The sequence below is a fragment of the Microcoleus sp. Pol1C5 genome (assembly GCF_036701115.1).
Taxonomy (GTDB): domain Bacteria; phylum Cyanobacteriota; class Cyanobacteriia; order Cyanobacteriales; family Microcoleaceae; genus Microcoleus.
The window spans coordinates 1-23,796 of record NZ_JAUBQE010000038.1; the positions used below are offsets into that span (position 1 = coordinate 1).

22 protein-coding genes and 1 pseudogene are annotated in these 23,796 nt (G+C 46.1%); 12 read left to right on the forward strand and 11 right to left on the reverse strand.

The genetic code is table 11. From position 1 onward, the window contains the following. Positions 1-97 precede the first annotated feature (97 nt). From QUA23_RS20300 to QUA23_RS20315, 4 genes are all read left to right on the forward strand, one after another. Positions 98-340, forward strand: coding sequence for a DUF433 domain-containing protein (locus QUA23_RS20300; protein ID WP_333077799.1), 243 nt, complete (start codon positions 98-100; stop codon positions 338-340). Positions 341-736: 396 nt separating this feature from the next. Then, a complete protein-coding gene (locus tag QUA23_RS20305; RefSeq protein ID WP_333077800.1) occupies positions 737-1,456 on the forward strand; it encodes a hypothetical protein in 720 nt (239 codons plus the stop codon). 71 nt (positions 1,457-1,527) lie between these two features. After that, positions 1,528-2,643, forward strand: coding sequence for a pentapeptide repeat-containing protein (locus tag QUA23_RS20310; RefSeq protein ID WP_333077802.1), 1,116 nt, complete (start codon positions 1,528-1,530; stop codon positions 2,641-2,643). Between the two features lie 299 nt (positions 2,644-2,942). Continuing rightward, positions 2,943-3,665, forward strand: a complete 723-nt coding sequence (locus QUA23_RS20315) for a hypothetical protein (RefSeq protein ID WP_333077803.1) — start codon at positions 2,943-2,945, stop codon at positions 3,663-3,665. A gap of 60 nt (positions 3,666-3,725) precedes the next feature. On the opposite strand, the gene QUA23_RS20320 is transcribed toward QUA23_RS20315, so the two are convergent. From QUA23_RS20320 to QUA23_RS20355, 8 genes and pseudogenes are all read right to left on the reverse strand, one after another. After that, positions 3,726-4,304, reverse strand: coding sequence for a Uma2 family endonuclease (locus QUA23_RS20320; RefSeq protein ID WP_333077805.1), 579 nt, complete (start codon positions 4,302-4,304; stop codon positions 3,726-3,728). Positions 4,305-4,510: 206 nt separating this feature from the next. Then, positions 4,511-4,702: pseudogene (locus tag QUA23_RS20325) on the reverse strand (photosystem II q(b) protein); the annotation flags it as partial. 24 nt (positions 4,703-4,726) lie between these two features. After that, complete coding sequence (locus QUA23_RS20330; protein WP_333077806.1) at positions 4,727-5,503, reverse strand: DUF6816 family protein; 777 nt, start codon at positions 5,501-5,503, stop codon at positions 4,727-4,729. A gap of 244 nt (positions 5,504-5,747) precedes the next feature. Beyond that, positions 5,748-6,155 carry a ChuX/HutX family heme-like substrate-binding protein gene (locus tag QUA23_RS20335; RefSeq protein ID WP_333077807.1) on the reverse strand — a complete coding sequence of 136 codons (408 nt, stop codon included), beginning with the start codon at positions 6,153-6,155 and terminating at the stop codon, positions 5,748-5,750. A gap of 173 nt (positions 6,156-6,328) precedes the next feature. Then, entirely contained in the window at positions 6,329-7,282 is a 954-nt protein-coding gene (locus tag QUA23_RS20340; RefSeq protein WP_333039441.1) for a PhoH family protein, read from the reverse strand. 374 nt (positions 7,283-7,656) lie between these two features. Further along, positions 7,657-8,160: a KH domain-containing protein gene (locus tag QUA23_RS20345; protein ID WP_333077808.1), complete on the reverse strand. Its 504-nt coding sequence runs from the start codon at positions 8,158-8,160 to the stop codon at positions 7,657-7,659. Next, complete coding sequence (rpsP, locus tag QUA23_RS20350) at positions 8,132-8,416, reverse strand: 30S ribosomal protein S16 (protein ID WP_172186097.1); 285 nt, start codon at positions 8,414-8,416, stop codon at positions 8,132-8,134. The genes QUA23_RS20345 and rpsP overlap by 29 nt, the downstream gene beginning before the upstream one ends. An 81-nt stretch (positions 8,417-8,497) precedes the next feature. Beyond that, positions 8,498-9,832 carry a D-alanyl-D-alanine carboxypeptidase gene (locus tag QUA23_RS20355; protein WP_333077811.1) on the reverse strand — a complete coding sequence of 445 codons (1,335 nt, stop codon included), beginning with the start codon at positions 9,830-9,832 and terminating at the stop codon, positions 8,498-8,500. 214 nt (positions 9,833-10,046) lie between these two features. Between QUA23_RS20355 and plsX the strand changes: the two genes are divergently transcribed. The 6 genes from plsX to QUA23_RS20385 all read left to right on the forward strand — a co-directional run bounded on the left by plsX (position 10,047) and on the right by QUA23_RS20385 (position 16,553). Then, entirely contained in the window at positions 10,047-11,096 is a 1,050-nt protein-coding gene (gene plsX / locus QUA23_RS20360) for a phosphate acyltransferase PlsX (protein WP_333064876.1), read from the forward strand. Positions 11,097-11,260: 164 nt separating this feature from the next. Next, positions 11,261-12,262 (forward strand): beta-ketoacyl-ACP synthase III, encoded by a 1,002-nt coding sequence (locus tag QUA23_RS20365; RefSeq protein WP_333077812.1) that lies wholly within the window; start codon positions 11,261-11,263, stop codon positions 12,260-12,262. A 417-nt stretch (positions 12,263-12,679) separates the two neighbouring features. Beyond that, on the forward strand, positions 12,680-13,561 hold the full coding sequence (fabD, locus tag QUA23_RS20370; RefSeq protein ID WP_333077813.1) for an ACP S-malonyltransferase: 882 nt from the start codon (positions 12,680-12,682) through the stop codon (positions 13,559-13,561). Positions 13,562-13,804: 243 nt separating this feature from the next. Continuing rightward, positions 13,805-14,518 carry a PspA/IM30 family protein gene (locus QUA23_RS20375; RefSeq protein WP_333077814.1) on the forward strand — a complete coding sequence of 238 codons (714 nt, stop codon included), beginning with the start codon at positions 13,805-13,807 and terminating at the stop codon, positions 14,516-14,518. A gap of 9 nt (positions 14,519-14,527) precedes the next feature. Further along, entirely contained in the window at positions 14,528-15,475 is a 948-nt protein-coding gene (locus QUA23_RS20380) for a phosphate ABC transporter substrate-binding protein (protein WP_333077815.1), read from the forward strand. A gap of 796 nt (positions 15,476-16,271) precedes the next feature. Further along, on the forward strand, positions 16,272-16,553 hold the full coding sequence (locus tag QUA23_RS20385; protein ID WP_333077817.1) for a hypothetical protein: 282 nt from the start codon (positions 16,272-16,274) through the stop codon (positions 16,551-16,553). Between the two features lie 588 nt (positions 16,554-17,141). Here the strand turns inward: QUA23_RS20385 and QUA23_RS20390 are convergent. The 3 genes from QUA23_RS20390 to infC form a co-directional block, all read right to left on the reverse strand. Beyond that, positions 17,142-17,618, reverse strand: a complete 477-nt coding sequence (locus tag QUA23_RS20390; RefSeq protein ID WP_333077819.1) for a cyclic nucleotide-binding domain-containing protein — start codon at positions 17,616-17,618, stop codon at positions 17,142-17,144. Between the two features lie 158 nt (positions 17,619-17,776). Beyond that, the gene (locus QUA23_RS20395) at positions 17,777-20,821 is read right to left on the reverse strand and encodes a HEAT repeat domain-containing protein (RefSeq protein WP_333077820.1); all 3,045 of its coding nucleotides are present in this window, start codon (positions 20,819-20,821) and stop codon (positions 17,777-17,779) included. Positions 20,822-20,928: 107 nt separating this feature from the next. Next, entirely contained in the window at positions 20,929-21,465 is a 537-nt protein-coding gene (infC, locus tag QUA23_RS20400) for a translation initiation factor IF-3 (protein ID WP_006635262.1), read from the reverse strand. 417 nt (positions 21,466-21,882) lie between these two features. Between infC and QUA23_RS20405 the strand changes: the two genes are divergently transcribed. Continuing rightward, complete coding sequence (locus QUA23_RS20405) at positions 21,883-22,905, forward strand: alpha/beta fold hydrolase (protein ID WP_333077822.1); 1,023 nt, start codon at positions 21,883-21,885, stop codon at positions 22,903-22,905. A 478-nt stretch (positions 22,906-23,383) separates the two neighbouring features. Continuing rightward, on the forward strand, positions 23,384-23,749 hold the full coding sequence (locus QUA23_RS20410) for a hypothetical protein (protein ID WP_333042790.1): 366 nt from the start codon (positions 23,384-23,386) through the stop codon (positions 23,747-23,749). The last annotated feature ends 47 nt before the right edge of the window (positions 23,750-23,796 follow it).

Genomic DNA, 23,796 nt, shown 5'->3' on the forward strand with positions numbered 1-23,796 from the left:
ATCTAGGGAGTAGGGTTTCATTTTTCTCTTTCTTATCACCTCTACTATTGTACCTAATCGTTAAGCAAAGTGCTGTAACTTCTAGGAGGCGATAAGCATGACAAACATATCTAATAAAAAAACAGCTATCATCCGTACAGAAAGAGGATTGACGCTCGCAGGTACGCGCATCACTATCTACGACATCATGGACTATGTGACGGCTCAATATCCGCCTAAGTTTATCAGGGGATTGTTTGACCTTACAGAGGAACAAATTAATGCGGCTTTAGCTTATATTGAGGCAAATCGCGCTGATGTTGAAGCTGAGTATCAAATGGTTGTTAAGGAAGCTGAGTAACTGCGGTTGTATTATGAAGAAAAAAACCGCGATCTGATTGCTATAATTGCCGCCCAACCACCAAAACCAGGAACGAAAGCTGCATGGGAAAAGCTTCGAAATGCTAAGGCGAATTTTAAGTCTAAGCTATAGTTTTTCCTACTAAAGTATGATAGGATCAATGTATCATAAAATCATTAAATACTATGATCGCTAGCTATAGTGTTTTAAAAGTGATACCCATGTTAAAAAAAATTAAAAACCATTACTCTGGCAACTTTTCTGGTATTAGGAACAGCTAAACTGGGTTCTACTGCACCTCTCCCAAGTCCTAATAATCAAGGGGATTATATAGGAAAAACTTATCATACTTATTGGGAAGTAGTAGACTCAGACCCAAAGGGGTTAAATTGTCGCATGAATTCTTCTTTTGAAGAATTTATGCGTGTTGACAACCGCACTCCATTTGATGTTTTTAATTGGTCTGTAGTTGGTGTTTTAAAACAGGGACAGCGTTTTGAAAGCTTTCCTGGTAATGCTGGTGTTACTTTCCGTGATACCAGGGGTTTACCTTGGCTTTTTGTAGGAAAAACCTACACTGCTGGTGCGGCGCAAGGTTGTTTTATTCGCGCTAATAGTCAATTTGTCAAACCAATACAGATGTCATCGACTCGCGTACAACCCCAAGCGAGTCAACCGCTCACAAGTTCGACAGCACTACCGATGAAGCTTGGTTTTGACGAAGGATTTGGATCGATTGTAGTACCAGAAAGCGATACCAGAGCATCGGCCTATGGAGGACGCTTAAGGCGATATGATGTTCACATTGCTAAAATGTTTGAAGTCACTCACTTTATGTGTCAGGAGGGAACTTTAACACCCGGTATTACATGGAATTACGAGGCTGGAGGTGGCACGATTAATATGGGAAGTTTTGTAATAACCTGCCGACTTGCTAATCAAATAGCTAGTGCCTATGGTTTAGGTAAATCCGAACCTACGAATATTACTTTTTCGGCTGGTGAAATCGGTCGCCCTGATGTCAGAAGTTTCAACATTCCTATCCTAAATATTACAGGTGATAAAGTACCACGCTGGATAAGTTTTGTGCAGGGATTTCAGCCAGTGAGGAGGTAGGGCGAACGCAGAAAATAGGCTCTACTTTCACTTAGAGCAATGTACCTTAATAAAATAGTTGAGAGGAGTTTATGAATATAGATGAAAACGAACTGAAACAACTTTATGCAGAAGGCAGAAGAGATTTTCATGGTTGTGACTTAAGCGATGCTGATTTGACAGAAATCGATCTGAGCTTTGCTAATCTAAGTGGTGCAAATTTGAGCAATGCAAACTTAAACTATAGCAATCTAAGCTATACTAATTTAATCAGCGCTCAATTAAGAGGGGCATCTATTATAGAGGCTAATCTGAAATGGTCAGATATTATTTATGCAGACTTGAAAGATACAAATCTTGAAGGAGCAGACCTAGATTGGGCTAATCTTAGAGGCGCTAACCTTACCAATGCTTACCTAAAAAAAGTAAAAAATATCGAAAGGGCTGATATAACCGATGCTATAGGATTAGAAAAACCCGAACAAATCATTCGGAAAATAGAAGAAAAGAATATATATCAGCTAAATCTATTTTTTCCCGACGACAGAGTTATATCCGATTACAAAAAACAAAAAAATGAACCAAAGTATCAAGAGAGTTTTAATAAAAAACCTCCAGCAGCTTTATGGCCAAATATTTCAATACATACTAAAACACAGGGAATTCTGGCACAGATAGGACAAAAATTAGGCCATAAAGTATGGATTGCTGGAAACGATCACTCAAAGGAGTATATATTCGGAGAGCATAGATTGCGGGACAATACTTGCGAGGACTCTAGGCTCGGTAAGCTTAAGGAGTTAACAATGGAAGAATTCCCTGTTGGTGGATTAGACAAAAAGGTTGAAAAAATTAGTAAATTAATTGATGTAATATGGCTAGATACTCAGTTTAAAATAGTAGCATTATTTGAAATTGAATGCACTACTGCTATCCACTCTGGGCTATTGCGTATGGGTGATTTTGTGGCTAATGTCAAATTAAATCCCCTAACATTTATCGACCCCAATTTTCCCATTTATATCGTAATTCCTAAAAAACGAAAGATGCATTTACAAACCCAATTATCTCGACCCATATTTCAATATCTTGAATTGCACAAAAGTTGTAAAGGTATTTATATAGAAGATATAGAGAGAGGTTGGGAAACTATTATCAAGCAAGGAATAGACCCAAATATTATTGATAGTATAGCCTATAGATTTTAGTAAGTCCTGACTTAGTAGAGTGCATCACCTCCGATAATCTATTTGATAATAATCTCAATTGGACGCACCCACATCTAAGCCTTGTGATTAAAATATTTTTATTTATCGTTATCATTGATTAATTTTTTATCAAACTCAATATCACCATCTGCGGCTTAAGCGGAATTGGTAAAAGCAATCTCGCCCTCAAACTCATCGAACTAACTCAAAGCGAATTTGATTATATTATTTGGTTAAGTCTCGCTGATAAACCCACACTTTCAACCGTCCAAACCGAACTCAAGCAATTTTTTGGGCGATTGCCACAACCCCCATTACCCACAGTCATCGATTATTTTCGATCTTCTCGCTGTTTAGTAATCCTTGATGACGTACAAAATATTTTTAAAAGCAGTCAATTAGCCGGTCAATATTTAGCCGGCTATGAAGATTATGGCAAATTTTTCAAACAAATTGCCACATCCTCTCATCAAAGTTGTTTAATCCTCCTCAGTTGGGAAAAACCCAGAGAAATTACTGCTTTAGAAGCAGTAAACCTCTCGACGCAAACCTTAAACCTCAAAGGGTTAGGAGAACAAGCTGCCGAAATTCTTAGAGAAAAAGAATTAGGAGATGAGGAAAAATGGTCAGACTTGATCAACCTTTATCAAGGACATCCTTCCTGGCTAAATATCATCGCTGCTACAAGTTTGGAATTATTTAACGGTAGCGTTTCCCTATTTTTAGCAGATGGAACAGCAGATTTATTTTTAGGTGAGTTAGAACCCCTTTTAGAATCTCATCTAGAGCGTTTATCAGACTCAGAAAAAAAGGCGTTATACTGGTTAGCCAGTCAAAATGAAGCTGTAGATATTTCTCGACAACCTGCGGATACTGAATTATCCCAATCAGAATTTTGGCAAGCCATACAATCCTTAGCCCGACGCGGCTTAGTGGAAAAAGTGTTAGTAGGAGCGCGATCGATGTTTTTTCTCAATCCCGTATTCAAAGCATACATTCAGTGCAAGTTAAATATTATATAAGCTATGGGTAATTTCACCCGAGCGCAACGCAATTAAACCAAAGAATTACTCTTTTCTATTCTACATCGATCGCATAAAAGCATTCACCGCATCATATTGGTCGGCCATCCGCGAATAAAACTCGATCGATCGCAAATCCAACTCCGGCAACAGTTCACTCTTACTCACCAACTCATATCCCGTTGGACGCAAGCAATAAACCGAAATTACCCCATCCTCCCAAAACCAAACCTCCTGCACTCCCACCCGACGATAGATTTCCAGCGTATCAATTCCACCACTCGTCACTGTTATTTCGATCGCCAAATCTGGAACTGACTTGCGCGTACCCAAACAATAAGACTCATCTGGTTCCTTCCGTGCACCCAAATCCTTCATCCCGATGGTTGTACTACCACGCGCATAAAAACGAATGTCTTTCGTCCGCATATACATTTCTAAAAGCTGATCTAAAGTGTTTCTAGATTCTTCATGTTCCTCAGAAAAAGGAGCCATAATTTCTAAACACCCATCCAAATAAGTTAAACGCGCCCCAGTGTCCACCAAATCTGCATCCAACTTTTCCAGAGTCTCCCATGTCACGTTTGACAGGAAAGCCACACCTGTACCCAATCCTGCTTTAGAAATTGCGACAACCATTTGACTTACTTTTTACAATCGCTTTTCCATAATATACGACTTCCAAAACTTGGAGTCTATCCTAATATTCTATTCTTTAGTCTGCGGAGGCGGACTTCGTTTGTGTAGACGCGGTTTCAACCGCCGAGTCATCGCAAAATTATTTTTTCCCAAACAAAAAGCGCCCCTATTTCTAGGAGCGCTTTTTGATTATTTCAAGTTAAAAATTAACCATTGATAGAAGGAGCAACCATTGCTACTGGGGTGGTTTCACCAGCCGCCAAATCAAGCGGGAAGTTGTGAGCATTGCGCTCGTGCATCACTTCCATACCCCAGTTAGCGCGGTTAATCACATCCGCCCAAGTATTGATGACACGACCTTGAGAGTCGATAATCGATTGGTTGAAGTTGAAGTTGCTAGGGCGATCGAGATGACAGCTTAATTATGCCCGCACCAACTCCAACCGATATCGATACAGAGCCACAGGATGCCCCCCAGCAGCAAAATAATCCGGGTCTTGTGGCGACAAATAAATCGCTGTCATCTGATCGGCTTCTATTCTTTTACTCGCAGAATCGCCATTTTCTCCGCCTCCAACAACTCGATAAGCCGTTGTTGTCTCCACCTCGTTTAAATAAATATCAGACTCTCCCCGAAAAATCTGCTGAGAAATCTCTGTAGACACAAACTCGCGAGGATTCGGTGTTTCAGTGCCGCGACTGGTAACAATCGAAACGAGTTGGCGTTCCCCTTTCAACACAGTAATTTGGCGGTTGGGATTGGTCGGATCGACTTTCACCGAAACTACGCCTCGATCGCCTAAATAAGCCTTGGCAATATTCAAACCGTTAAAAGTGCGATCGGCTACAATCTTTTGAGCCTTTTTAAAGGTATAGTTAGAAATTAACCCAATATTTTTTTCAGATTGAAATCGCACTTTAAATAATACCGGATGCTGCAAATACTGGCGGTTACTTTCAAACCCTGGCGTGACAATATTTGCCGCTAAAGGAGCGGCTAAATCTACCAAAGTGCTAGCAACATTCCAATTCCCCTCCATCCAGTCGGGATATACCAAATCTCCCTTAGCTACAGCGATAGGAGGCTTGCTTTCCCAATTGGGAAAACTTGATATGCGATCGCCCAAAACCCCCGCCCTAGCCCCGCCACCCCACAGCAGTACCGCCAAAACCAGACAAAAACCCCAAATTACCTTCATACCCAATTACATTCAAACAACTCACCTTAGATTTCTCTTTCTCTTTTCTCTGCGAGTTCTGCGCCCTCTGCGGTTCATTAATTCAAAAATTAGACAACAAATCCGTTAAACATCATATTTTATACCATTTTCATAAACAGGCATCTTGCCTGTTTATGAAAATAAATATTCTGCTTGTGGCGAGTAGGGGTTGGGCATCATGCCCGCCCCCAATATGCAATTCAAAGGTGGAAAAGCCTATTTTTTAAAGCGCCTCAACAGGTGCGGGTTCCCAAACTTCCCCGTATTTTTCCTTCAATGCGTGCCAATTTTCCACTTGTCCTGGTTCGTATTCCCCCGGCTTTCCCCACTGCAAAAACGCACTCAAAGCAGCCTCATTTTGTTCGTCCAGAAAACGGATTGCATAAGTAGTGAAATTGCCTCTTTTCGCCTCGCCTGTTTCAAATTTCACCTGTTTTATTTTGTCCATATTTAGGTGAAACTCAAATATTTCGGCATGCAGATTGGCATACTTTCCCTTCGGCAACTCCGCATAAAACAGCTTGTGAATTGAACCGCGCACTTCCAGCACCGCCGCGCTGCTAGTCACGATTAAACGCAGCGTTCCCAATTGTTCGCAAGCTTCCAAGAATTCTTTCAGAGTCGCAGTCATATCAATTTTGGATTGTGGATTGTGGATTAAATCGATCAGAAGAAAATGGTAGTTTGGAATTAGGAAAAGGAATTAGAGAAAAAAGGATAATTCTTCCTTCTCCCTTCTCTCGTAGATAACTAAAGGTTTCCTTCTCTCGTAGATAACTAAAGCCTTCCTTATTCCTTATTCCTTCATGTTTCGTGCAGTTCGTAAGCAGCGACAATCCGCTGCACTAGAGGATGTCGCACCACATCCGCCTGAGAGAATTCGCAGAAAGCAATCCCCTCAACGTTGCGTAGAATGTTTTGGGCGACTGACAATCCCGACTGTTGGTTTGGCGGCAAATCTGTTTGAGTGATATCGCCCGTTACTACCATTCTCGATCGAAAGCCCAGACGAGTCAACACCATTTTCATCTGAGCCGGCGTCGTATTTTGAGCTTCGTCCAAAATTACGAAAGCATTGCTGAGAGTGCGCCCCCGCATATAAGCTAAAGGAGCTACTTCGATCAAGCCTCTTTCCATTAAATCGGCCATTTTTTCAGGGTCGATCATTTCTTGCAGGGCGTCGTAAAGCGGGCGCAAATATGGATCGACTTTTTGCTGCAAATCTCCCGGCAAAAACCCTAATTTTTCGCCAGCTTCCACGGCTGGCCTGGTTAAAATCAGCCGTTCGTACTGCTTGCTTAACAGCGCTTGCACGGCGAAAATAGCTGCTAGAAATGTTTTGCCAGTACCAGCGGGGCCAATGCAAAATGTCAGGTCGTGCGTGCGTACTGCTTGGACGTATTGCCGCTGCTTGAAGGTTTTGGCTCTAATTTCTTCGCCGCGGCGGGTTCTGGCGAGAACGTCTCGCTGCAAGTCTTGTAAATCGCCTTGGCGGTTGGTATCCAAAGCTTGGCGCGCCGTCTGGATTTCAACTCCGGTAATATTTTTGCCTGATTTCCAATAGTCGGAGAGCGATCGCACTAATTTATGACACAATTCTACTTGACTTTTTGTGCCGGAAATCAGCAGTTCTTGCCCTCGCATTACCAGGGTAGCACCGGTTTGCTTAGAGATCATTTTCAGGTTTTCTTCTTGATTACCCGCCAGCGACATTGCGCTTTGAATGCTCGGTAACTCTATTGTTAGTTTTTCATTCATGCCAACATAAGCTCCTCCAAATAAGCAATTAAAAGTTAACAACTAAACGTTAAACCACTCCCTATTTGCGAACAAAAAAACGCCCGTTACTAGGTTTTACCTAGTATCTAAGGCGTCATTTAGATTTAGCTCCCAAATGAGTTTGGTGCTTGAAGCACAAATCAAATCTCCCTTCTATTAAGTCAGGCAATTTTAGATTTTAGATTGGAAATTTTAGATTTTAGATTAACCTGATGCCGCTGACATTTGAAATTTAAAATTTTACATTTGTTTCCGATCGCAAAATCGGCAATTTCAAACCAAACGGGGCTTGTAATACAAAGTCTACAACAGGCAATCTAAAATCTAAAATTCTTTCTGGGCTATGCAGTTAGTTAATAACCGGGAGTATTTCTGCTCGTTCTAAACGTAGGTGTGTTAGTACGGCGAGGTTGTTCTCTCGGAGTTCTGCTAGCTAAGGGACTCGGCGACGGAGGAGGCGTCCGGGGTCGGAAGTCGCCTCGCGGCTCCCGCGAGCCACGATCCGGGCGGTCGCGATCCGGGCGGTCGCGATCCGGGCGATCGCGCTCGCCCCTGGGCGGGCCCGATCCGCGATCGCCCGCTTCACCATCGTATATATCTAAGTAGAGGGACTGACCCGCCGTCTGCGCCACCGCTTCGAGCGTAGTTCTAATTGCCTGAATATTGCGTCCGCCCCTACCGTAAACCCGGCCTTTGTCGGGATCTTCAAAAGCAAGCCTAACCCAGACCCGCGATTGGCGCGGGTGCAGTTCGCAATCAACCCGCAAAGAGCCTGGGGTCTCTAAAAAAGGCCCAATTAAAAACTTAACCAGTCCAGCATAGTTGGGACTAGCTGACTGCTGTTGTGCTGGATTCAACGTTGGCTCCGGCTCCGACTTGTTCAAATACATGGGCTTTTCTCAGGATGTCACGCACGGTGTCAGTTGGCTGAGCGCCTTCTTGCAGGCGCTTGACAATCGCTGGAACATCCAGCCTGGTTTCATTATTTCTGGGGTTGTAATAGCCGAGCTCTTCTAAGGGACGGCCGTCGCGGCGAGTAGAACTGTTCATCGCTACAATCCGGTAGCTTGTCTCGCGTTTTTTCCCGTATCTCTTCAATCGCAGTTTGATCATCTTCTTGCACAATAGTCTTGTTCCAATTCTAAGCTATTTTGTCAATGCTCCTTCCCCGAACCCCAACTCAACCCGTATTTCTTAACCTCCGACCAAAATATCGCTACGATTTGCTGCCCCCAAGGCAGGTCTGGCGCCGTCAATGTGCGGTGTAATTGCTAGTGGCAAAATCGATGCTGTTCCCCATTGCTGCACCAATTTTTGCAAAAATATATCTTGCTGCGCCCTCAAAGCGTCCCAATCAGTACCGCGATTAATAATTGCAAACCAAACTAAACCCCGATCGCGCGTGGGTATGGCTCCAGCCAAAGCAATCACCGTGTCCAAAGTACCAGTTTTCACCACAGCCGATCGCGGAATGTGTCGGTTTTCCAAAGTTCCTCGATCGCGCCCGGACACCGGAAACAAATCAGCAATCGTCAGCCCTGTAGTCTGAAGGTTGCGGGCGATCGCCTGCATCATCCCACAAGCCGCCCTCGGAGACATCTGATTTTCCACTCCCAATCCCGAACCGTTAACTAATTGAAGTTCCTCCTCCGGCACCCCCGCAGCCCAAGTCGCTTGCTGCTGCACTATTTTTGCCCCGCCCAAATTGTCGGCCAGCATCTGAGCCATTTCATTATCGCTGTGGACGTTCATCTGCTTGAGAATTTCGGCTAAAGGGAGCGATCGGCGCTTCAGCAGCAAACGCCCCGAAGTCACAAATTTCTCAGCAATGACGCTGCCGGCCACCGTTACTTCCGGCTTTCTAGTTCCTGGAGCCATCTTAGAATACATTGCCACCACGTCCGCAGGCCAATTGCTACCCTCAAGAGCTTGCCGCAGTATCTCCCCCGCCACCAAAGGATCGGACTGGTAATTCATGCGGAAATTGCCTGTCACCACCAAATTCCCCGCCACACGATTGATACCCATTTGATTGAGAGCATTGCCAACGGCGATCGCCTCCTCCCACACAAACAGCGGATCGCCCCCGCCGCTGACCACCAAATCTCCCTGCAACACCCCATTCCTAATCGGCCCGGTTCCCCGGAACCGCGTTTCAAACTGATAATCCGGGCCCCAAGTCTCCAGGGACGCCAGAGAAGTAGCAATCTTAGTCAGCGAAGCCCCAGGCATCAGCGTCTTGCCCTGCTGACTTACCAGCGGCACCATTCCCGCTTGCACCCAAATTCCCTGATTCCCATCAATCAGGTTCTTGTCTTTCAAATCTTTTAAATATTCCCGCACCGTCGCTTCTGCTGGCAAGTCTGGATTTGCCGCATCTATTCCCCCAAAAGCCAAATCTTCGGCCACCACTAACCCGGGTATCCCTCCCCGCCAAGCCAGCACTGACGCAGCATTAGGCCCGACACTGCGTACCCCAGCCATGTCGAGCCACAGAGACACGATCCCTGAGCTAAATAAATCGAGCATCTTTTACTCCTAAAGTCATGTAAACTATTGCATTGATTTTTTCAATTTGCAGTCAAAAATAGTAAAGTAGTGACAAAACAAGTTCTATCAGAGTAGTCGGAAATGAGAATTGTCCGATCGCCGTTGCGAGCGGAGGTTAGTTCTTTATTCAGACTTCTGGATTCACGCTCCTGACTTCCTGGTAGAATTTTTAGTGTTTCTCAAACATTGGTCAATGGGATCGACACGCGCAAGAATTGCAATAGACGCTATGGGCGGGGATCATGCCCCCGCCGAAGTTGTAGCTGGAGCGCTTAAGGCACAAGAAGAATTAGGCGTAGAGATTTTGCTCGTGGGCGACCCGCAGCAAATAGAAGACTCGCTCCGGCAACAAGACGCGATCGGCCGCGTCTCTACGGGTCAGCTAGAAATCGTTCCTTCAGAAGGAGCGGTGGAAATGCACGAAGAACCTTTGAGTGCCCTCAAACGCAAGCCCAACGCTTCGATTAACGTAGCGATGAACTTGGTAAAGCAGCAGCAAGCTGATGCTGTGGTGTCCGCCGGTCACTCCGGCGCGGCAATGGCTGCTGCCCTGCTCAGGTTGGGCCGGCTCCCCGGAATCGATCGCCCTGCGATCGGTGCGGTTTTACCGACAATGGTACCGGGCAGCTCTGTACTTATTCTCGATGTCGGCGCTAATGTGGACTGCCGCCCCAAATTTTTGGAGCAGTTCGCTCTTATGGGAACTATTTACAGCCAGTGCGTGCTGGGCGTCGCCGAACCTAAAATCGGCCTGCTCAACATTGGCGAAGAACCTTCTAAAGGCAACGACGCGGCAGTGCGGACTCACCAGTTATTGGTGGACAATCCGAACATTCCTTTTGTGGGCAATGCCGAAGGCCGCGACGTGCTGTCGGGGAAATTCGACGTGATTGTCTGCGACGGATTTGTCGGCAACGTGTTGTTGAAGTTTGCCGAAGCGGTGGGCGAAGTCGTCGTGCAAGTGCTGAAGGAAGAATTAGTCAAAGGACTCCAACATCAAATTAACGATCCTCTGCTGCAAAAAAGCTTGCAAGGATTTAAGCAGCGGGTAGACCACGTTGAACACGGCGGCGGTTTGCTATTGGGCGTTGCTGGAGTTTGCATTATCAGCCACGGTTCGTCTCAAGCTGGCTCTATTTTTAATGCCATTCGTTTGGCGAAGGAGGCTATTGACAACCAAGTGCTGGAGCGAATTCGATCCTCCAATCATCAAAGCGCTATGGAACAAGAAGCTGTGAATTAGAGGCAGTAAGTAGGAATTAAAAATTAAAAATGTAAAATTAAAAAAGTCAGCTTAAACCCACTGTTTTGCTTAAAATAAAGTAATTTCAGCAGTTTAAAAAATAATTTTAATTGGTAGTTTTTAATTTTTAATTTCTCGATCGAACAGCGAGTAAATGGAGAGGAATGTTGCAGCAATCAGGGTTCGGCATTGCCGTCACAGGTAGCGGTTCTTGTACACCGCAGGTTTCGCTGGATAATAACGGTTTGAGTCAGATAGTAGAAACTTCTGACGAGTGGATTGGGGCGCGGACGGGCATTCGTTCCCGCAGACTGGCGGACGATCGCACTTCTTTGTGCGATTTAGCTTCGGAGGCATCGCTTCAGGCGATCGCCATGGCAGAAATTTCGCCGACAGATATCGATTTAATTATTTTGGCGACTTCCAGTCCTGACGATTTGTTTGGCACTGCCAGTAAAATTCAATATCAGTTGGGCGCGACAAAAGCTGTGGCTTTTGATTTGACAGCAGCTTGTTCGGGCTTTGTTTTTGGTTTAGTTACAGCCTCGCAGTTCATTCGGACAGGGGTTTATCAAAATGTTTTGCTGATCGGAGCAGATATTTTGTCTCGCTGGGTGAATTGGTCGGATCGGGGTACTTGCATTCTCTTTGGAGACGGTGCAGGTGCGGTGGTATTACAAGCTTCAGAAGTCGATCGCTTTTTGGGATTTGAAATTCGCAGCGACGGCACGCAAAATTCCTCTCTCAATTTGGCTTACAAAGCCGAGTCAAAAGGATTAATTGAGGGCGTGAATATCGCCCAAGGTGGATTTCATCCCATCACCATGAACGGTCAAGAAATCTATCGTTTTGCCGTAAAAAAAGTGCCGGAAGTCATAGAAAAAGCTATGTTTCGGTCAAATATCAGCGTTGCTGAAATTGACTGGCTGCTGTTGCACCAAGCCAATCAGCGGATTCTGGATGCAGTTGCCCAAAGGCTAAAGATTCCCCCCGAAAAAGTAATTAGCAATTTGGCGAATTACGGCAATACCTCAGCGGCTTCAATTCCTCTTGCCTTAGACGAAGCCGTGCGTATGGGTAAAGTTAAAGCGGGCGATACTATTGCTGCTGCTGGTTTCGGTGCAGGTTTGACTTGGGGGGCGGCAATTTTTAAATGGGGAAGATAATATTTGGCGGCCGTTTGTAAACTTGCTCCGGTTATTGTCGGGAGTTCGATCGAGTAAAATACAAATCCTTTAACACGCCATATGTAAGGCAAGGTTCGCAGCGGTGCACCACCTCGACATCAGTTATTGACAAGCGCGTGCTGAAATGGAAAATCCTCTATTCTTCGATCGACTTTCCCCGGCTTGAAGCTTGAAAATTGTGCTACGGCTATTAATCAGATGCCAGTAGCAAAAAAAAATAAACCTGGCAAAAATAAACCTGGTAAAAATCACAGTTAGATGTTATAATTGTGAGTCGCGAGTAGATAGTTCGTTAACCGAAAGATAGCGGATACCAGCGAGCGAACTTAGAAGCGGAAAAGAAAGAATTTTTGCAATCACCAATTAGCAACCACCAATTAGCAGATTACCGGAAAAATGACTAAAACAGCATGGGTATTTCCCGGACAAGGTTCCCAGGCGATCGGGATGGGTGCAGACTTATTAAACTTGCCAACAGCCAAAGCCAAATTTGAGCTCGCTAAAGAAATTTTAGGCTGGTCTGTCCCGGAAGTTTGCCAAAAAGAAGAAGCAAAACTATCTCGGACTCTCTACACTCAGCCTTGCTTGTTCGTAGTAGAAAGTATTTTGGCCGACTTAGTACGAGAAAAAAGCGATCGGCCAGCAGTCGTGGCCGGTCACAGTTTAGGAGAATATGTTGCCCTCTACGCAGCAGGCGTCTTTGACTTTGAAACCGGATTGCGCTTAGTCAAACGCCGCGCCGAACTCATGGACACTGCCTCCGGCGGTCAAATGGTGGCTTTGATCGGGTTCGACAGGCAGGAACTAGAATTGCAAATTCAATACAGCCGAGACGTAGTGCTGGCAAACGACAACAGCGAAGCACAAGTCGTGATTTCTGGAACGCCCGCAGCAGTAGAAGATTTGCTTGCCAAAATCAAAGTCAAACGCGCGGTTAAATTGAATGTTTCCGGTGCGTTTCACTCTCCCCTGATGGCATCAGTGGCGGCAGAGTTTCAACTAGCCTTAAAGTCTGCAAGATTTTCCGATGCTAAAATGCTGGTGCTCTCGAACGCAGAACCGTCAGCCACTACCAGCGCAGCCACTTTAAAGCAGCGGTTGGCTCAGCAGATGACTAAAGGCGTGCGGTGGCGAGAAATTTCCCTGCAATTGCCACAACAAGGAATCGATCGCGTAGTGGAAATTGGCCCGGGCAAAGTTCTCACAGGTTTGATCAAACGGACTTGTCCCGATTTAGCGCTGGTAAATGTTAGCAGTTTTGCAGATTTGCCCGCTTAATCTATTTTTAACCTGTTATTAAACGGCAGGTTATAAACTTTAGAGTTAATTAGCCCGAAGATTGCCCAAAAACGAATCGCACAACAGGCAAATCCGAATATTGGCTGTTGTGCAAATTGGGGATAGACGCTCCAGACAGTTAGAAAATATTTATTAAAATTGTAGAGATAGATCGACCTGACGGGGCGATCGGCAAATCCTGATGTAGACTAGGCGTAAAAACCAAGCTTATCTGGTACTTATATGAAAAAAGTTCTTTACTGGTTGATGGGCGACAAGGCAGGCAGAACCATAGTAGGCGCGTGGAACTGGATGTGGGGACGGCCCGTAGAATCCGGTGGCCAGGTGTCGGTGGCGGTAGCCGAAGAGTCACTGCGATCGATGCAAGAATCAGTGCAAAAGCTAGCAGCAGCAGTCTCCACCCAAGTTGCAGCCTACCAGCGCGCCAAAACTAAATATGAAGATAAAGTTAGGGAAATGCAAACCGTAGAGCGCCAAGCCATCACAGCCCAGCGCAACGGCAACGAAGAAGCAGCCCGCTTGGCAATGTCGAAAGTAATTCAGACAGAACAAATTCTGCCGCAGTTAGAAGCTCAAGTAAAACAAGCCGAACAGTACGTCAACGCTTCCAAAGACAAGCTAAATCGAGAGCGGATGAAGCTGGAAGCCTACAAAACTGATATGCAAAATATGAAAGATATGGCCGAGATTAACGAAGCTCTCGGAGCCATATCCAAAGTCAACAACGACCTCAGTATCGATTCAGCTCGATCGCAGTTTGAGCAAGCCAAAAACGCCGTCCACGGCCGCAACCTCAAACAGCAAGCTTTAGCAGAACTATCTGAAAACCCCCAAGAAAGACTTCAAGCAGAATTAGAAAATATGACCTTAGACGATGAAGTTAATCGCAGGCTGCAAATATTAGACGGCTCCAACAACAAAGAACTTCCCAACTAAGGAGAATTTATGGCTAAGAGCGGGCCTCCCCCCATAGTTTTTATTCTGTTATTTCTGTTGCTCGCCGGTGGCGGTTGGTTCTTTTTTCTCAACAAACCAGCATCGCAAGATGTTAGTAACAATCCCCCCACTCCCATACCCGCCGGCGGTGGTGGGGCCAATCTGCCTCCCGTCGCGCCAGTAGTCGGCGGTTCTTCCCCTGTTGCAGCTACTTCCTTTGCGCTTCCAGCTTCCGTGCCTGCCGGTACGGCGGTGAGAATTGACGGTTCCACCAGCATGGTGACAATCAATCAGAACCTCAAGAACGGCTTTCAAGGGAGGTTTGCTGGCACTACAGTCGATGCCAAAGCAAATGGTTCTGCAAAGGGAATTCAGGATTTGGTGGCAGGAACAGCCGATATTGCAGCGGTATCGCGACCTTTGAATGCTCAAGAACAAGGTCAGGGTTTGGCAGCGGTGCCTGTTGCCCTAGATACCATCGCCCTTGTAGTCGGCATTAACAACTCGTTTAAAGGAGGTTTAACTTCCGCTCAAGTTCAAGATATCTTCAGGGGAAATGCTCAAGACTGGTCGAAAGTCGGTGGTCCAGCGGGCCCGATTAAAGTGATAAATCGACCTGAAGTTAGTGGCACTCACCAAACGTTTAAAGAACAAGTGCTCGGAGGTGGCGAGTTTGGCACGGCGTCAAATATTACCACGCTCGATCGAGATGCGACAACTCCCCTGCTGCAAGCTTTAGGCAACAACGGCATTGGCTATGCGACTTTCGCTCAAGTAGCCAATCAGAAAACGGTGCGCGTTGTTCCCGTCAACGGTGCGACGCCGGATGCTGCTAACTATCCTTACAAGCGACAGTTGTACTACGCTTACAAAAATCCTCCTAGCCAAGCAGTTAAGGATTTCTTGGGCTACGCAACTTCTTCGGAAGGACAAAAAGCGATGCTGGCTGGAAATTGAGGCTTTGCAAACGTCCGACATTCAGGACTTGGCCAGACTTCTGTCTGGACCTACACAAGTGATGTCCGCGCAGGCGGACGTTCTTATTGGGCTGGGTAAGGTGTACTCTTCAGGGGGTGACAAGCGCCCCTGAACCTACAGGCGTCTGTTTTCGCGCGATCGCAGATATCAAAAAAATTTCGGCTTATTGACAAAATAATCTCAAAAGTGAAAAAGTGCCAACTTGTGATAAAAAATAAGGGTCTCGCTAATACCAAAAGACCCAAATCAATAATTATGTTAGCCTCATTATATCACGACCTACTCAAAAAATACCTAAGCCCAACACAATTACTTACTATTGAGATGTTCGCGCGTGTTGTTACAGACTCAAGAATAAGTCAGAATAGAGCGATTAGCTGCCACCCTGCAATTGCCGCTCTTACAAAGTAGTCGCCGCCACATACAACGATTTTTACAGATTAAAGCACGAGCGCATACTGGTACTGTGGTTTCCAATTGTCTTGCGAGGTAATAGCCCGTCAGCTTAAAGCCGGGAGTCAATTAATCATTGCATTGGATAGAACCCGATGGAAAGAGTATAATGTCTTAATGGTAAGTGCGATAGTTCAAAAAAGAGCATTTCCCATTTTCTGGACGCTGTTAGATAAACAAGGGGCTTCTAAGAAGGTCGAACAGCAACAAGTGTTACGTCCCGTTATTCGCTTGTTAAAAAGATATAAATTAGTAATTGTTGGCGAGCGTGAATTTCACAGCATAGAGCTGGCACAATAGTTAAACCGTCAGCGTTTGAGTTTTGTCATCCGTCAAAAATACAGTACGACTTTCCCTTGAAAAAAGACAACCTTTTCGCTCTCTGGATAGCATTCCAGTTCAACCAGGAATTCATCTCTTCTATCCGAAAATTAGTTTCACTCAAAAGAAAGGTTTTTCTCGCTTTAACTTAGCAGCATACGGTCAACGCAAATATCGAGGCAAACAAGAAGACGAACCTTGGTATCTTTTAACTAATCTGCCGGATAAGAACAAGCGCGATCGGGGTTTACAGGCAACGTTACGCCATCGAAGCAATGTTTAAAGACTGTAAAACCGGAGGATATAACCTATAGGGTTGTCAAGAATCACCTGACCAATTAATTTCCTTGATGATTTTAATAGCTTTGGCGATGACGGATGCCGGGCTACGAGAAAAAAAAACTCAGTTTCAAGGACCGGAAAAATATGTGTATCGTCCTCAATAGAAAGGTAGAAATAGGAGAAGACATAGCAAGTTTTGGATGGGTTTATAGGCGTGAAAATGGGTTAATTGCCCATGACTGCAGTCGTGAGTGGGTAGCATCTATGATGAATTTAGTTCGCATTCGCAATTAGCAGTCATTTTACCAGAGGGGGCACAGAGCTATAAAGCTGATGAAGCAACAACTTTAGCCTCGTTGTCGCCCCCGGAAGCGGGTCGGTTTAAGCACTGTCGTTATGGTCAGTCGGCACAGAGAATCATGGAAGGAAACCACCACGGAAATTCAATTCTATCTGAGCAGTTTAGAAGCTCAGGCTAAACGACACAACCAAGAGATTCGTTCTCATTGGACGGTGGAAAATAGTTTACAGAATATAAATTGTGCAGAATTACCGATCGATTAAAAAGACAATTCCCTATTCCCAAATTTCATCGCATTTCATGCACTCTCACAGTCTCTGTAGGAGGCATAATTGCCTCTTTAGCATTCAACTTTTGATTCAACTCCCGAATCCGGCGCGACAGCAAGCGAATAATATTCACCGCAATTCCCGGCGTTTCATCAATCGCATCGTATAGCTGCATTTGAGTCAGCATCAAACAGTCGGATTGTTCGAGAGTAGAAATAGAAGCCGATCGAGGTTCTGCATCAAACAGCGACATTTCCCCGAAACAAGCCCCCGCTTTCAACTGTGCCAAATCCCGATCGCCTATATGCACCCGCACCGTTCCTGATACCAAAATATATAGCGATCGACCTTCTTGTCCTTCCGTAAAAATCCTGTGCTTGGAAGGAAACGAAAGTTCATCCATTACCGATGCTAGACGCACGAGAAAATCATCCCGCAGTTCCTTAAAAATCGGAACCTCCCTCACAAACAATAGGCGTTCGACGCTGGTTAACATAATGAGATGCAATGATTAATTTAAACTTAAAAAAGGCAATGGGAATTGAGAATTGGGCATTGGGCATTGGGGATTGGGCATTGGGAATTGCGGATAGTTTATGTTTGTTCCTTTTTCCTTTTCCCTTATTCCTAATGACTGATGACTGATGACTAACTTTACCTTTTTCCCCCAGCACCCAACTCTGCCATCATCTCTTCAACTTGAGCGGATACCAAATTATCGGGGTCATTTTGCAGCCTGGGCAACAATTCGACCAAAGCCCGCGGCGAGGCTATTTTCAAATAGGCTAACACTGCTTCGCGGACAAAGCCAGTCGGGTGCTGCAGACAGACGAGAGTTTGTTGAGCTGTAAGACTCCAGCGCGCTTCTCTCGCCAAGTGAAAGCAGCAGGCCAAGGCCCAATCCGAAAGGAAATGGCGCAATTCTAGCAAGCGGCGCAAACGATCGCTAGGGGCTAGAGCTTTGTAAACCATCAATTCCGAGAGGTTGCTCAATTTTTCTCTTTCCGAGTGTTGATCTAACAAATTGATGAGCGATCGCTTCCTAGCTATATCCACAGTATTATCGAGAATTTCCAATCCCCTAGCAACCAAAGAAGGTTGACCAGAAGCGATGTTGAAAGCAGCCGCTTGTACCGTTTCCAGCGGATAAAGAAACTTCATCAGCAAAAAACAGCGCTCTTTAGCATCAGCTTCCAACCCCGCCAGAGCACGCTGCAACAATTGAGCCGTATCGTTCCCAGGTTCACGGGCGCTGTTGCCCTCTCGCTCTGAGAAATTGCCGTAGCTGGTTACCCCAGACAAATCTACCAGAGCTGCATAAATTTGACCGATAAACATTAACTCCTGTTCGATAAGAGTTTCCAAGCCGCTGCGGCCGATGCGGTCTAGAACCCCTTCTATCCCCTCTTCCGAAGGCATTTTTAACAGGATGCGGAGGATATTGCGCCTTGTCGTTCCCCAAGCCGTCATCAAATTGCTCACCAAAATGTCGAGCGCCTCCGGAGTTCCAATTTGACCGAGAGCCGTCCAAGCTTGCAACCTGACCAAATCCGACTTGTGGATATCCTCAGCCAAATAGACGAGCAAAGGAATGGCGTCGTTGTGAAGTTTGACTATAGCCTGCAAAGCCGCTTCCCTAGTCGATTTGTAACCAAGTCCGCGCAGCAGTGAAGGATAATATTCTTCCGAATGAGTAGACGAAATCACGTCTAACAGAGCGCAGCGCACTCGCAGAGATTCATCTTGCAACAGATTAGGGATATGCAGCCGCAGTCCTTGCAAATAATCAGCTTCTCCCAGAGCCCGCGTCCCCATAACACGTTCGCGCTCTTGCTTGTGTGTCAGCATTTGCCGCAGCGTATTAGTAGCCTCTGCCTTTTGCTGGCGATCGCCCCTTCTCATAATTAAAGCAGCCGCCGTACCCCGCACTACCGGATCGACCGTCGGCTGCAAGTAAGGCCGCAAGCTCTCAATATTCGGTTCAGCTTCCGTTAGCCAGATGTAGCGCAAAGCCAAGGCTAGAACCTCCGGTGGCAAGGATTGCTGCGAAAGTGCGCGGACAGATTCTAAATATGCGGGGTTCGGGTGTTGCAGCATCGTTTCCAAGCTCTGGCGCTGCAAACCAGCGGACAGCGAATCGAGGAGGGGAGCGAGGACTTCTCCGACATTTTTGGGGTCAATTTGCGTCAGGAGTTCTATGCAAGAGCGCTTTTCATCTTCGCCCCCCGGCTTTTGTAGAGTTTCCACCACTGCGCGCTTGAGAGCTTTGAGGTCAACGTCTGTGACGCCCAAGCGTCCCCGCTCCGCACTTTTGACCAACAAGCCCACGTATTGGGAGCGGATCAGCCATACGACAAACACCCACAACAGTGCCAATATTACGATCGCACCAATAAATATCAAGCTTTGCTGGTCGTGAAATACACTTTCGTCTTGCTGGGGGAGTATTTTGCCTGTCACCCACAGCATAATCAAGATGCCTACTCCTGTAGCTCCGCAGGACAATGGTTCGCCCACACCGTTGACCAAAGTTTGAATTCCCGATCGAATATTGTCGGGAATCGGTTGAAATAAAACCGGGCTAACGGTTTCCAAAAGCGTGTAGTGAAGCAGTTCGTCTAAAAATCTCAGCAATATTAGCCCGATAAACACAGATACTAGCTGGCCCAGAGATGCTCCTATGGTCAGCACCCCGAGTATAGCGATGCCCGCCGGCAAAATCATCGCCGTCACGAACACACCGATTCTTTCCACCAATCGGCTCGAAGCGAACCACTGAGTCGCCACTTGAAACAGGCCTTGTATGCCTTCGTAAATGCCCAGGAAGCTAGCTATCCAGCTAGCTCCGTCCCCTGGGTTTTGGTATTCTAGCTGGCTGTAGAATTGGAAATCTACCAGCACGTAGACGACTTCTGCGAGGATGAAGAAACTGACTAGAGGTACGGCGTATTTTTGGAGCGGGCCTGTAACTTTGCGGGCGGTAAACTCTTCTTGATCGTCGTCTTCGTCGTCATCCGTCCAGTGGGCCGTTTCCGGGAATGCTTGGCTATATTTTTCCGTGAGGTAGTAGAGCAACACCGAGCCTGTCGCCACCATCAACCCCGATATGAGGGTAACGTTTTTGAGTCCGACTACGTACAGCAAAACAGGCAGAGAAAATCCACTGACTACTCCAGCTACTAAATAGCCGCTACTAACTAGCGGATAGGTGCGCTTGATTTCTCTAATATTAAACAGTTGGTTGGAGGTGATAGAAGTATTAAGATCGTTGAGGACATAGCAAGCTTCTACCCACAGCCACATCAAAAAAATAGTAATAAAAGCGATGCTGACGCCAGCTATCTTAATATTTTCGTAGCCGATGCCGAATCGAAACAAAAATAGCGGTATCGACATCATTGCCAGAACAACCACTACGGTGCGCCTTAGCGGGAGGATTTTTTGCAGCCACGAGTAGACAAATCCCAAGCCAGAACCGATAAAGGCGCTGGCTATGTAGATAAAAGGCATTTTGTCTGCACCAAATTCATCTAGAAAAAGACCTACTGTGCTGAGTTCCAGCCAGATCAGCCCGACGGAGGTTAGAGTGTATACTACGAACATCAGTATGGTTCGCTCTACTTCTTCCGATCGCAGGTTGAGCGATCGCAGCACTCCTTGTCTTACTCCCGCCGAACCGCTGATTTGAAAATTTTCCATGCAGCGTTGATTTCCCTGTGTGGTAGCTTATTCCTGACTAAATTCGGAAGTCATCAGCTATCAGTCACCAGTTTATGACTGATGACTGCTTACTAATGACTATCTATTTATACTTTCTTCGGCGACAGCAGCATCATCATACTGCGCCCTTCTTTTTTGGGGGCTTGCTGCACTTCTGCGATTTCCTGCAAATCTGTGGCCATGCGCTTAAGCAAGTCCTCTGCTAGGTTGCTGTGTTGGATTTCCCGACCTCTGAACATGATCGTGGCTTTTACTTTGTCCCCAGATTTGATAAAGCGGTCTGCTAGTTTGAGGCGCACTTGGTAGTCGTGTTCTTCAATTTTGTAGCGCATCTTCACTTCTTTAACATCGGCAGTATGCTGCTTCCGCTTTGCTTCTCGCGCTTTCTTTTCCTGCTCGAATTTGTACTTCCCATAGTCCATTACCCGGCATACGGGCGGGTCAGCTTTGTCGCTGACAAGTACGAGATCGAGTTCTTTTTCTTCTGCCAGGCGCAGCGCTTCTGCAGGCGTCAATATCCCTAGTTGCGCGCCGTCGGTATCGATTACCCGGATTTTGGGGTATCGAATATTTTCGTTGATCTGGGGTAGGTTGCGATTTTGTCTTCTTTCAATCACAGGCATGAATGGTTGTACAAGCAGTAGTTTAATAGCGAAGCTTCTTGATAGTTACAGGTTTGATCGGTCAATTTTTCACGATTGACGATCGAACTGTTTTATAAGGTGTTACCCTTACCGGACGTACTACCGCGCCCTGTCTCCCCTCCGCTAAAGCCTTGGGGAATATTTGGACGATCGTAAATGAATTCTTACAATACTTGCTATTCTACTCAGTCTGGCTGAGTTTCTGCCTAGTTTTATTTTAACTTCACACACGATCGCCCGCCCCCTTGCCCGATTGATGACAAAACCGTCAAAAATTCAGGGTAAAAGCTTAAGGATGAGGTAAAGTCGCTTTTCCTAGCCCATCTCGCCGGGTCGGACAAGTCCCCCAACTCGCCTGATTTGCCTTGTAGAATAGGTATAAGCAAGTGTAAATTTATGTTGCGAGCTGAGGCAAAATTGACAAATTCTCTGCTGTGGCACCAACGGGTGGGAACTCAACGAGACTGGATGTGGCGGGGTTGGCAAACTCGCTACACTTATTTGCGGCCGGATGGGGTACGAAATCAAGGCGCGCTGGAATTTCAAGATTCTGCGGCCGAACCAATGCCCCCGCGCGCATCGAGAACGCCGATTATTTTACTGCACGGGTTTGGAGCTTCGATCGGGCACTGGCGACAAAATCTCGCCCAACTCGCCCAAAACCAAACCGTTTACGCCTTGGATTTGTTAGGGTTTGGCGCTTCCCAAAAAGCTCCGATCGACTACTCTGTGTCTTTGTGGGTCGATCAAGTTTATGATTTTTGGCTAACTTTTATCAGAGAGCCAGTAATATTGGCAGGAAACTCGATCGGCTCGCTAATTTGTCTGGCCGTAGCCGCAGCTCACCCGGACATGGTAGCCGGCATCGTGATGATTAGCCTCCCAGACCCCTCTGTGCGAGCCGAAGCGGTGCCCGGATGGCTGCTTCCGGCGATCGAAGCTGTGGAAAGTTTGTTTGTTTCTCCGATCGTACTCAGGCCTTTGTTTTATTTTGCCCGCAAGCCTTCCTTTGTCCGTCGCTGGGTTGGCTTTGCCTACTCCAACCCCGAAGCTGTTACCGACGAATTAGTGGAAATTCTCACAGGGCCTGCGGGCGATCGGGGAGCAGCCCGCGCCTTCTGCGCCTTATTTAAAGCTGTAGGCAGTTCAAAATTTTGCCCCAGTGTCAAGATTGTGATGCGAAATTTAACAATCCCCATGCTGTTAATTTGGGGCAAACAAGACCGGATGATTCCCCCTCGGTTCGCCCGACCCCACCAATTTGTCGAATGCAATCCCAATTATGTAGAGCTAGTGGAATTAGATAATGCGGGGCACTGTCCCCAGGATGAATGCCCGGAACAAGTAAATCAAGCAATTTTGAACTGGATGAGCCGGAATTTTGCACCTATGGGCGAGAGCCAATTGCAGCACTGTTGATTAGACATGAGGCCGTGGATTACTAAGGTAAAAAAATAACTTTTAGGTATCGATCCTGCTCAAAAATAAATTTGCTAGAACTCGATCCCCCTGGTGGTATGGTATAGCAGATGTTGAAGGCGATCGCGACGAGCGGAGCGGGTAAAAAGAAGTCCTGCAAGAAGGCGCAATCAACCGCTTAGGTTTCAAAAATTAAGAACGTCCTCACCGTCAGGGCGGTTGCTATATTACAAAACTTCCCTATCTTGATAGTCAGTCGATTTGAGGTTCAAGATTGACTCCCCAGCCGCTATCTAGAGGCTTGAACTAACCTAAACCACTTGTTTGCTGTGGGCGACTCCCGCTGGAAAGTAAGTCTCCGTCTTTCTGTGATGTCATGTATCTACTGTTATTGATGGCGCCTTTTTTTAGAACCTCAGACATTGACACAATCACCAAGATAGTGTATCTTCTCTAACTGGTAGTACACATCCAAGTTATGCAGTTAGTCGAAAGGCAACTCATTAAACCAAATCACAGGTTTTACCCAGAAGCCGATCGATTGTCCTGGCTGTCCAACAAACTTTACAACTGCGATAACTATTATATCTACGGTCAAAACTTTTTCTCAGGTCAACCAACCAATGCTCTGGCTGTCGATCGTTCACTCAAAAAGAGTCTAAAGGACAAAGCATTGCCCGCCCAAGTAACACACAAAACTCTCCCGTTACTGCTGAAAATATGGACTAGCTATCATACTGTAAAATTGGCTGGCGCGATCGCGATCGTCCCACGAAATTTCAAGCAGCACCGAAAATCCCTGATTAAAAAATTCAGAAAAAAAGAGAGCAGGGGCGATATGTAGTTGTATTTAACTGTCAATCTGTTAGTAAAAAAGTAGCAAAAAAGCTT

What these genes read in the sequence shown, in the direction of transcription:
- plsX (WP_333064876.1), top strand. Translation starts at nt 10,047, where the DNA reads ATGGGATCGACACGCGCAAGAATTGCAATAGACGCTATGGGCGGGGAT.
- QUA23_RS20355 (WP_333077811.1), bottom strand. Translation starts at nt 9,832, where the DNA reads ATGCTCGATTTATTTAGCTCAGGGATCGTGTCTCTGTGGCTCGACATG.
- QUA23_RS20405 (WP_333077822.1), top strand. Translation starts at nt 21,883, where the DNA reads ATGTTGCGAGCTGAGGCAAAATTGACAAATTCTCTGCTGTGGCACCAA.
- fabD (WP_333077813.1), top strand. Translation starts at nt 12,680, where the DNA reads ATGACTAAAACAGCATGGGTATTTCCCGGACAAGGTTCCCAGGCGATC.
- QUA23_RS20320 (WP_333077805.1), bottom strand. Translation starts at nt 4,304, where the DNA reads ATGGTTGTCGCAATTTCTAAAGCAGGATTGGGTACAGGTGTGGCTTTC.
- QUA23_RS20410 (WP_333042790.1), top strand. Translation starts at nt 23,384, where the DNA reads ATGCAGTTAGTCGAAAGGCAACTCATTAAACCAAATCACAGGTTTTAC.
- QUA23_RS20305 (WP_333077800.1), top strand. Translation starts at nt 737, where the DNA reads ATGAATTCTTCTTTTGAAGAATTTATGCGTGTTGACAACCGCACTCCA.
- rpsP (WP_172186097.1), bottom strand. Translation starts at nt 8,416, where the DNA reads ATGATCAAACTGCGATTGAAGAGATACGGGAAAAAACGCGAGACAAGC.
- QUA23_RS20340 (WP_333039441.1), bottom strand. Translation starts at nt 7,282, where the DNA reads ATGAATGAAAAACTAACAATAGAGTTACCGAGCATTCAAAGCGCAATG.
- QUA23_RS20365 (WP_333077812.1), top strand. Translation starts at nt 11,261, where the DNA reads ATGTTGCAGCAATCAGGGTTCGGCATTGCCGTCACAGGTAGCGGTTCT.
- QUA23_RS20380 (WP_333077815.1), top strand. Translation starts at nt 14,528, where the DNA reads ATGGCTAAGAGCGGGCCTCCCCCCATAGTTTTTATTCTGTTATTTCTG.
- QUA23_RS20390 (WP_333077819.1), bottom strand. Translation starts at nt 17,618, where the DNA reads ATGTTAACCAGCGTCGAACGCCTATTGTTTGTGAGGGAGGTTCCGATT.
- infC (WP_006635262.1), bottom strand. Translation starts at nt 21,465, where the DNA reads ATGCCTGTGATTGAAAGAAGACAAAATCGCAACCTACCCCAGATCAAC.
- QUA23_RS20375 (WP_333077814.1), top strand. Translation starts at nt 13,805, where the DNA reads ATGAAAAAAGTTCTTTACTGGTTGATGGGCGACAAGGCAGGCAGAACC.
- QUA23_RS20310 (WP_333077802.1), top strand. Translation starts at nt 1,528, where the DNA reads ATGAATATAGATGAAAACGAACTGAAACAACTTTATGCAGAAGGCAGA.
- QUA23_RS20395 (WP_333077820.1), bottom strand. Translation starts at nt 20,821, where the DNA reads ATGGAAAATTTTCAAATCAGCGGTTCGGCGGGAGTAAGACAAGGAGTG.
- QUA23_RS20335 (WP_333077807.1), bottom strand. Translation starts at nt 6,155, where the DNA reads ATGACTGCGACTCTGAAAGAATTCTTGGAAGCTTGCGAACAATTGGGA.
- QUA23_RS20300 (WP_333077799.1), top strand. Translation starts at nt 98, where the DNA reads ATGACAAACATATCTAATAAAAAAACAGCTATCATCCGTACAGAAAGA.
- QUA23_RS20330 (WP_333077806.1), bottom strand. Translation starts at nt 5,503, where the DNA reads ATGAAGGTAATTTGGGGTTTTTGTCTGGTTTTGGCGGTACTGCTGTGG.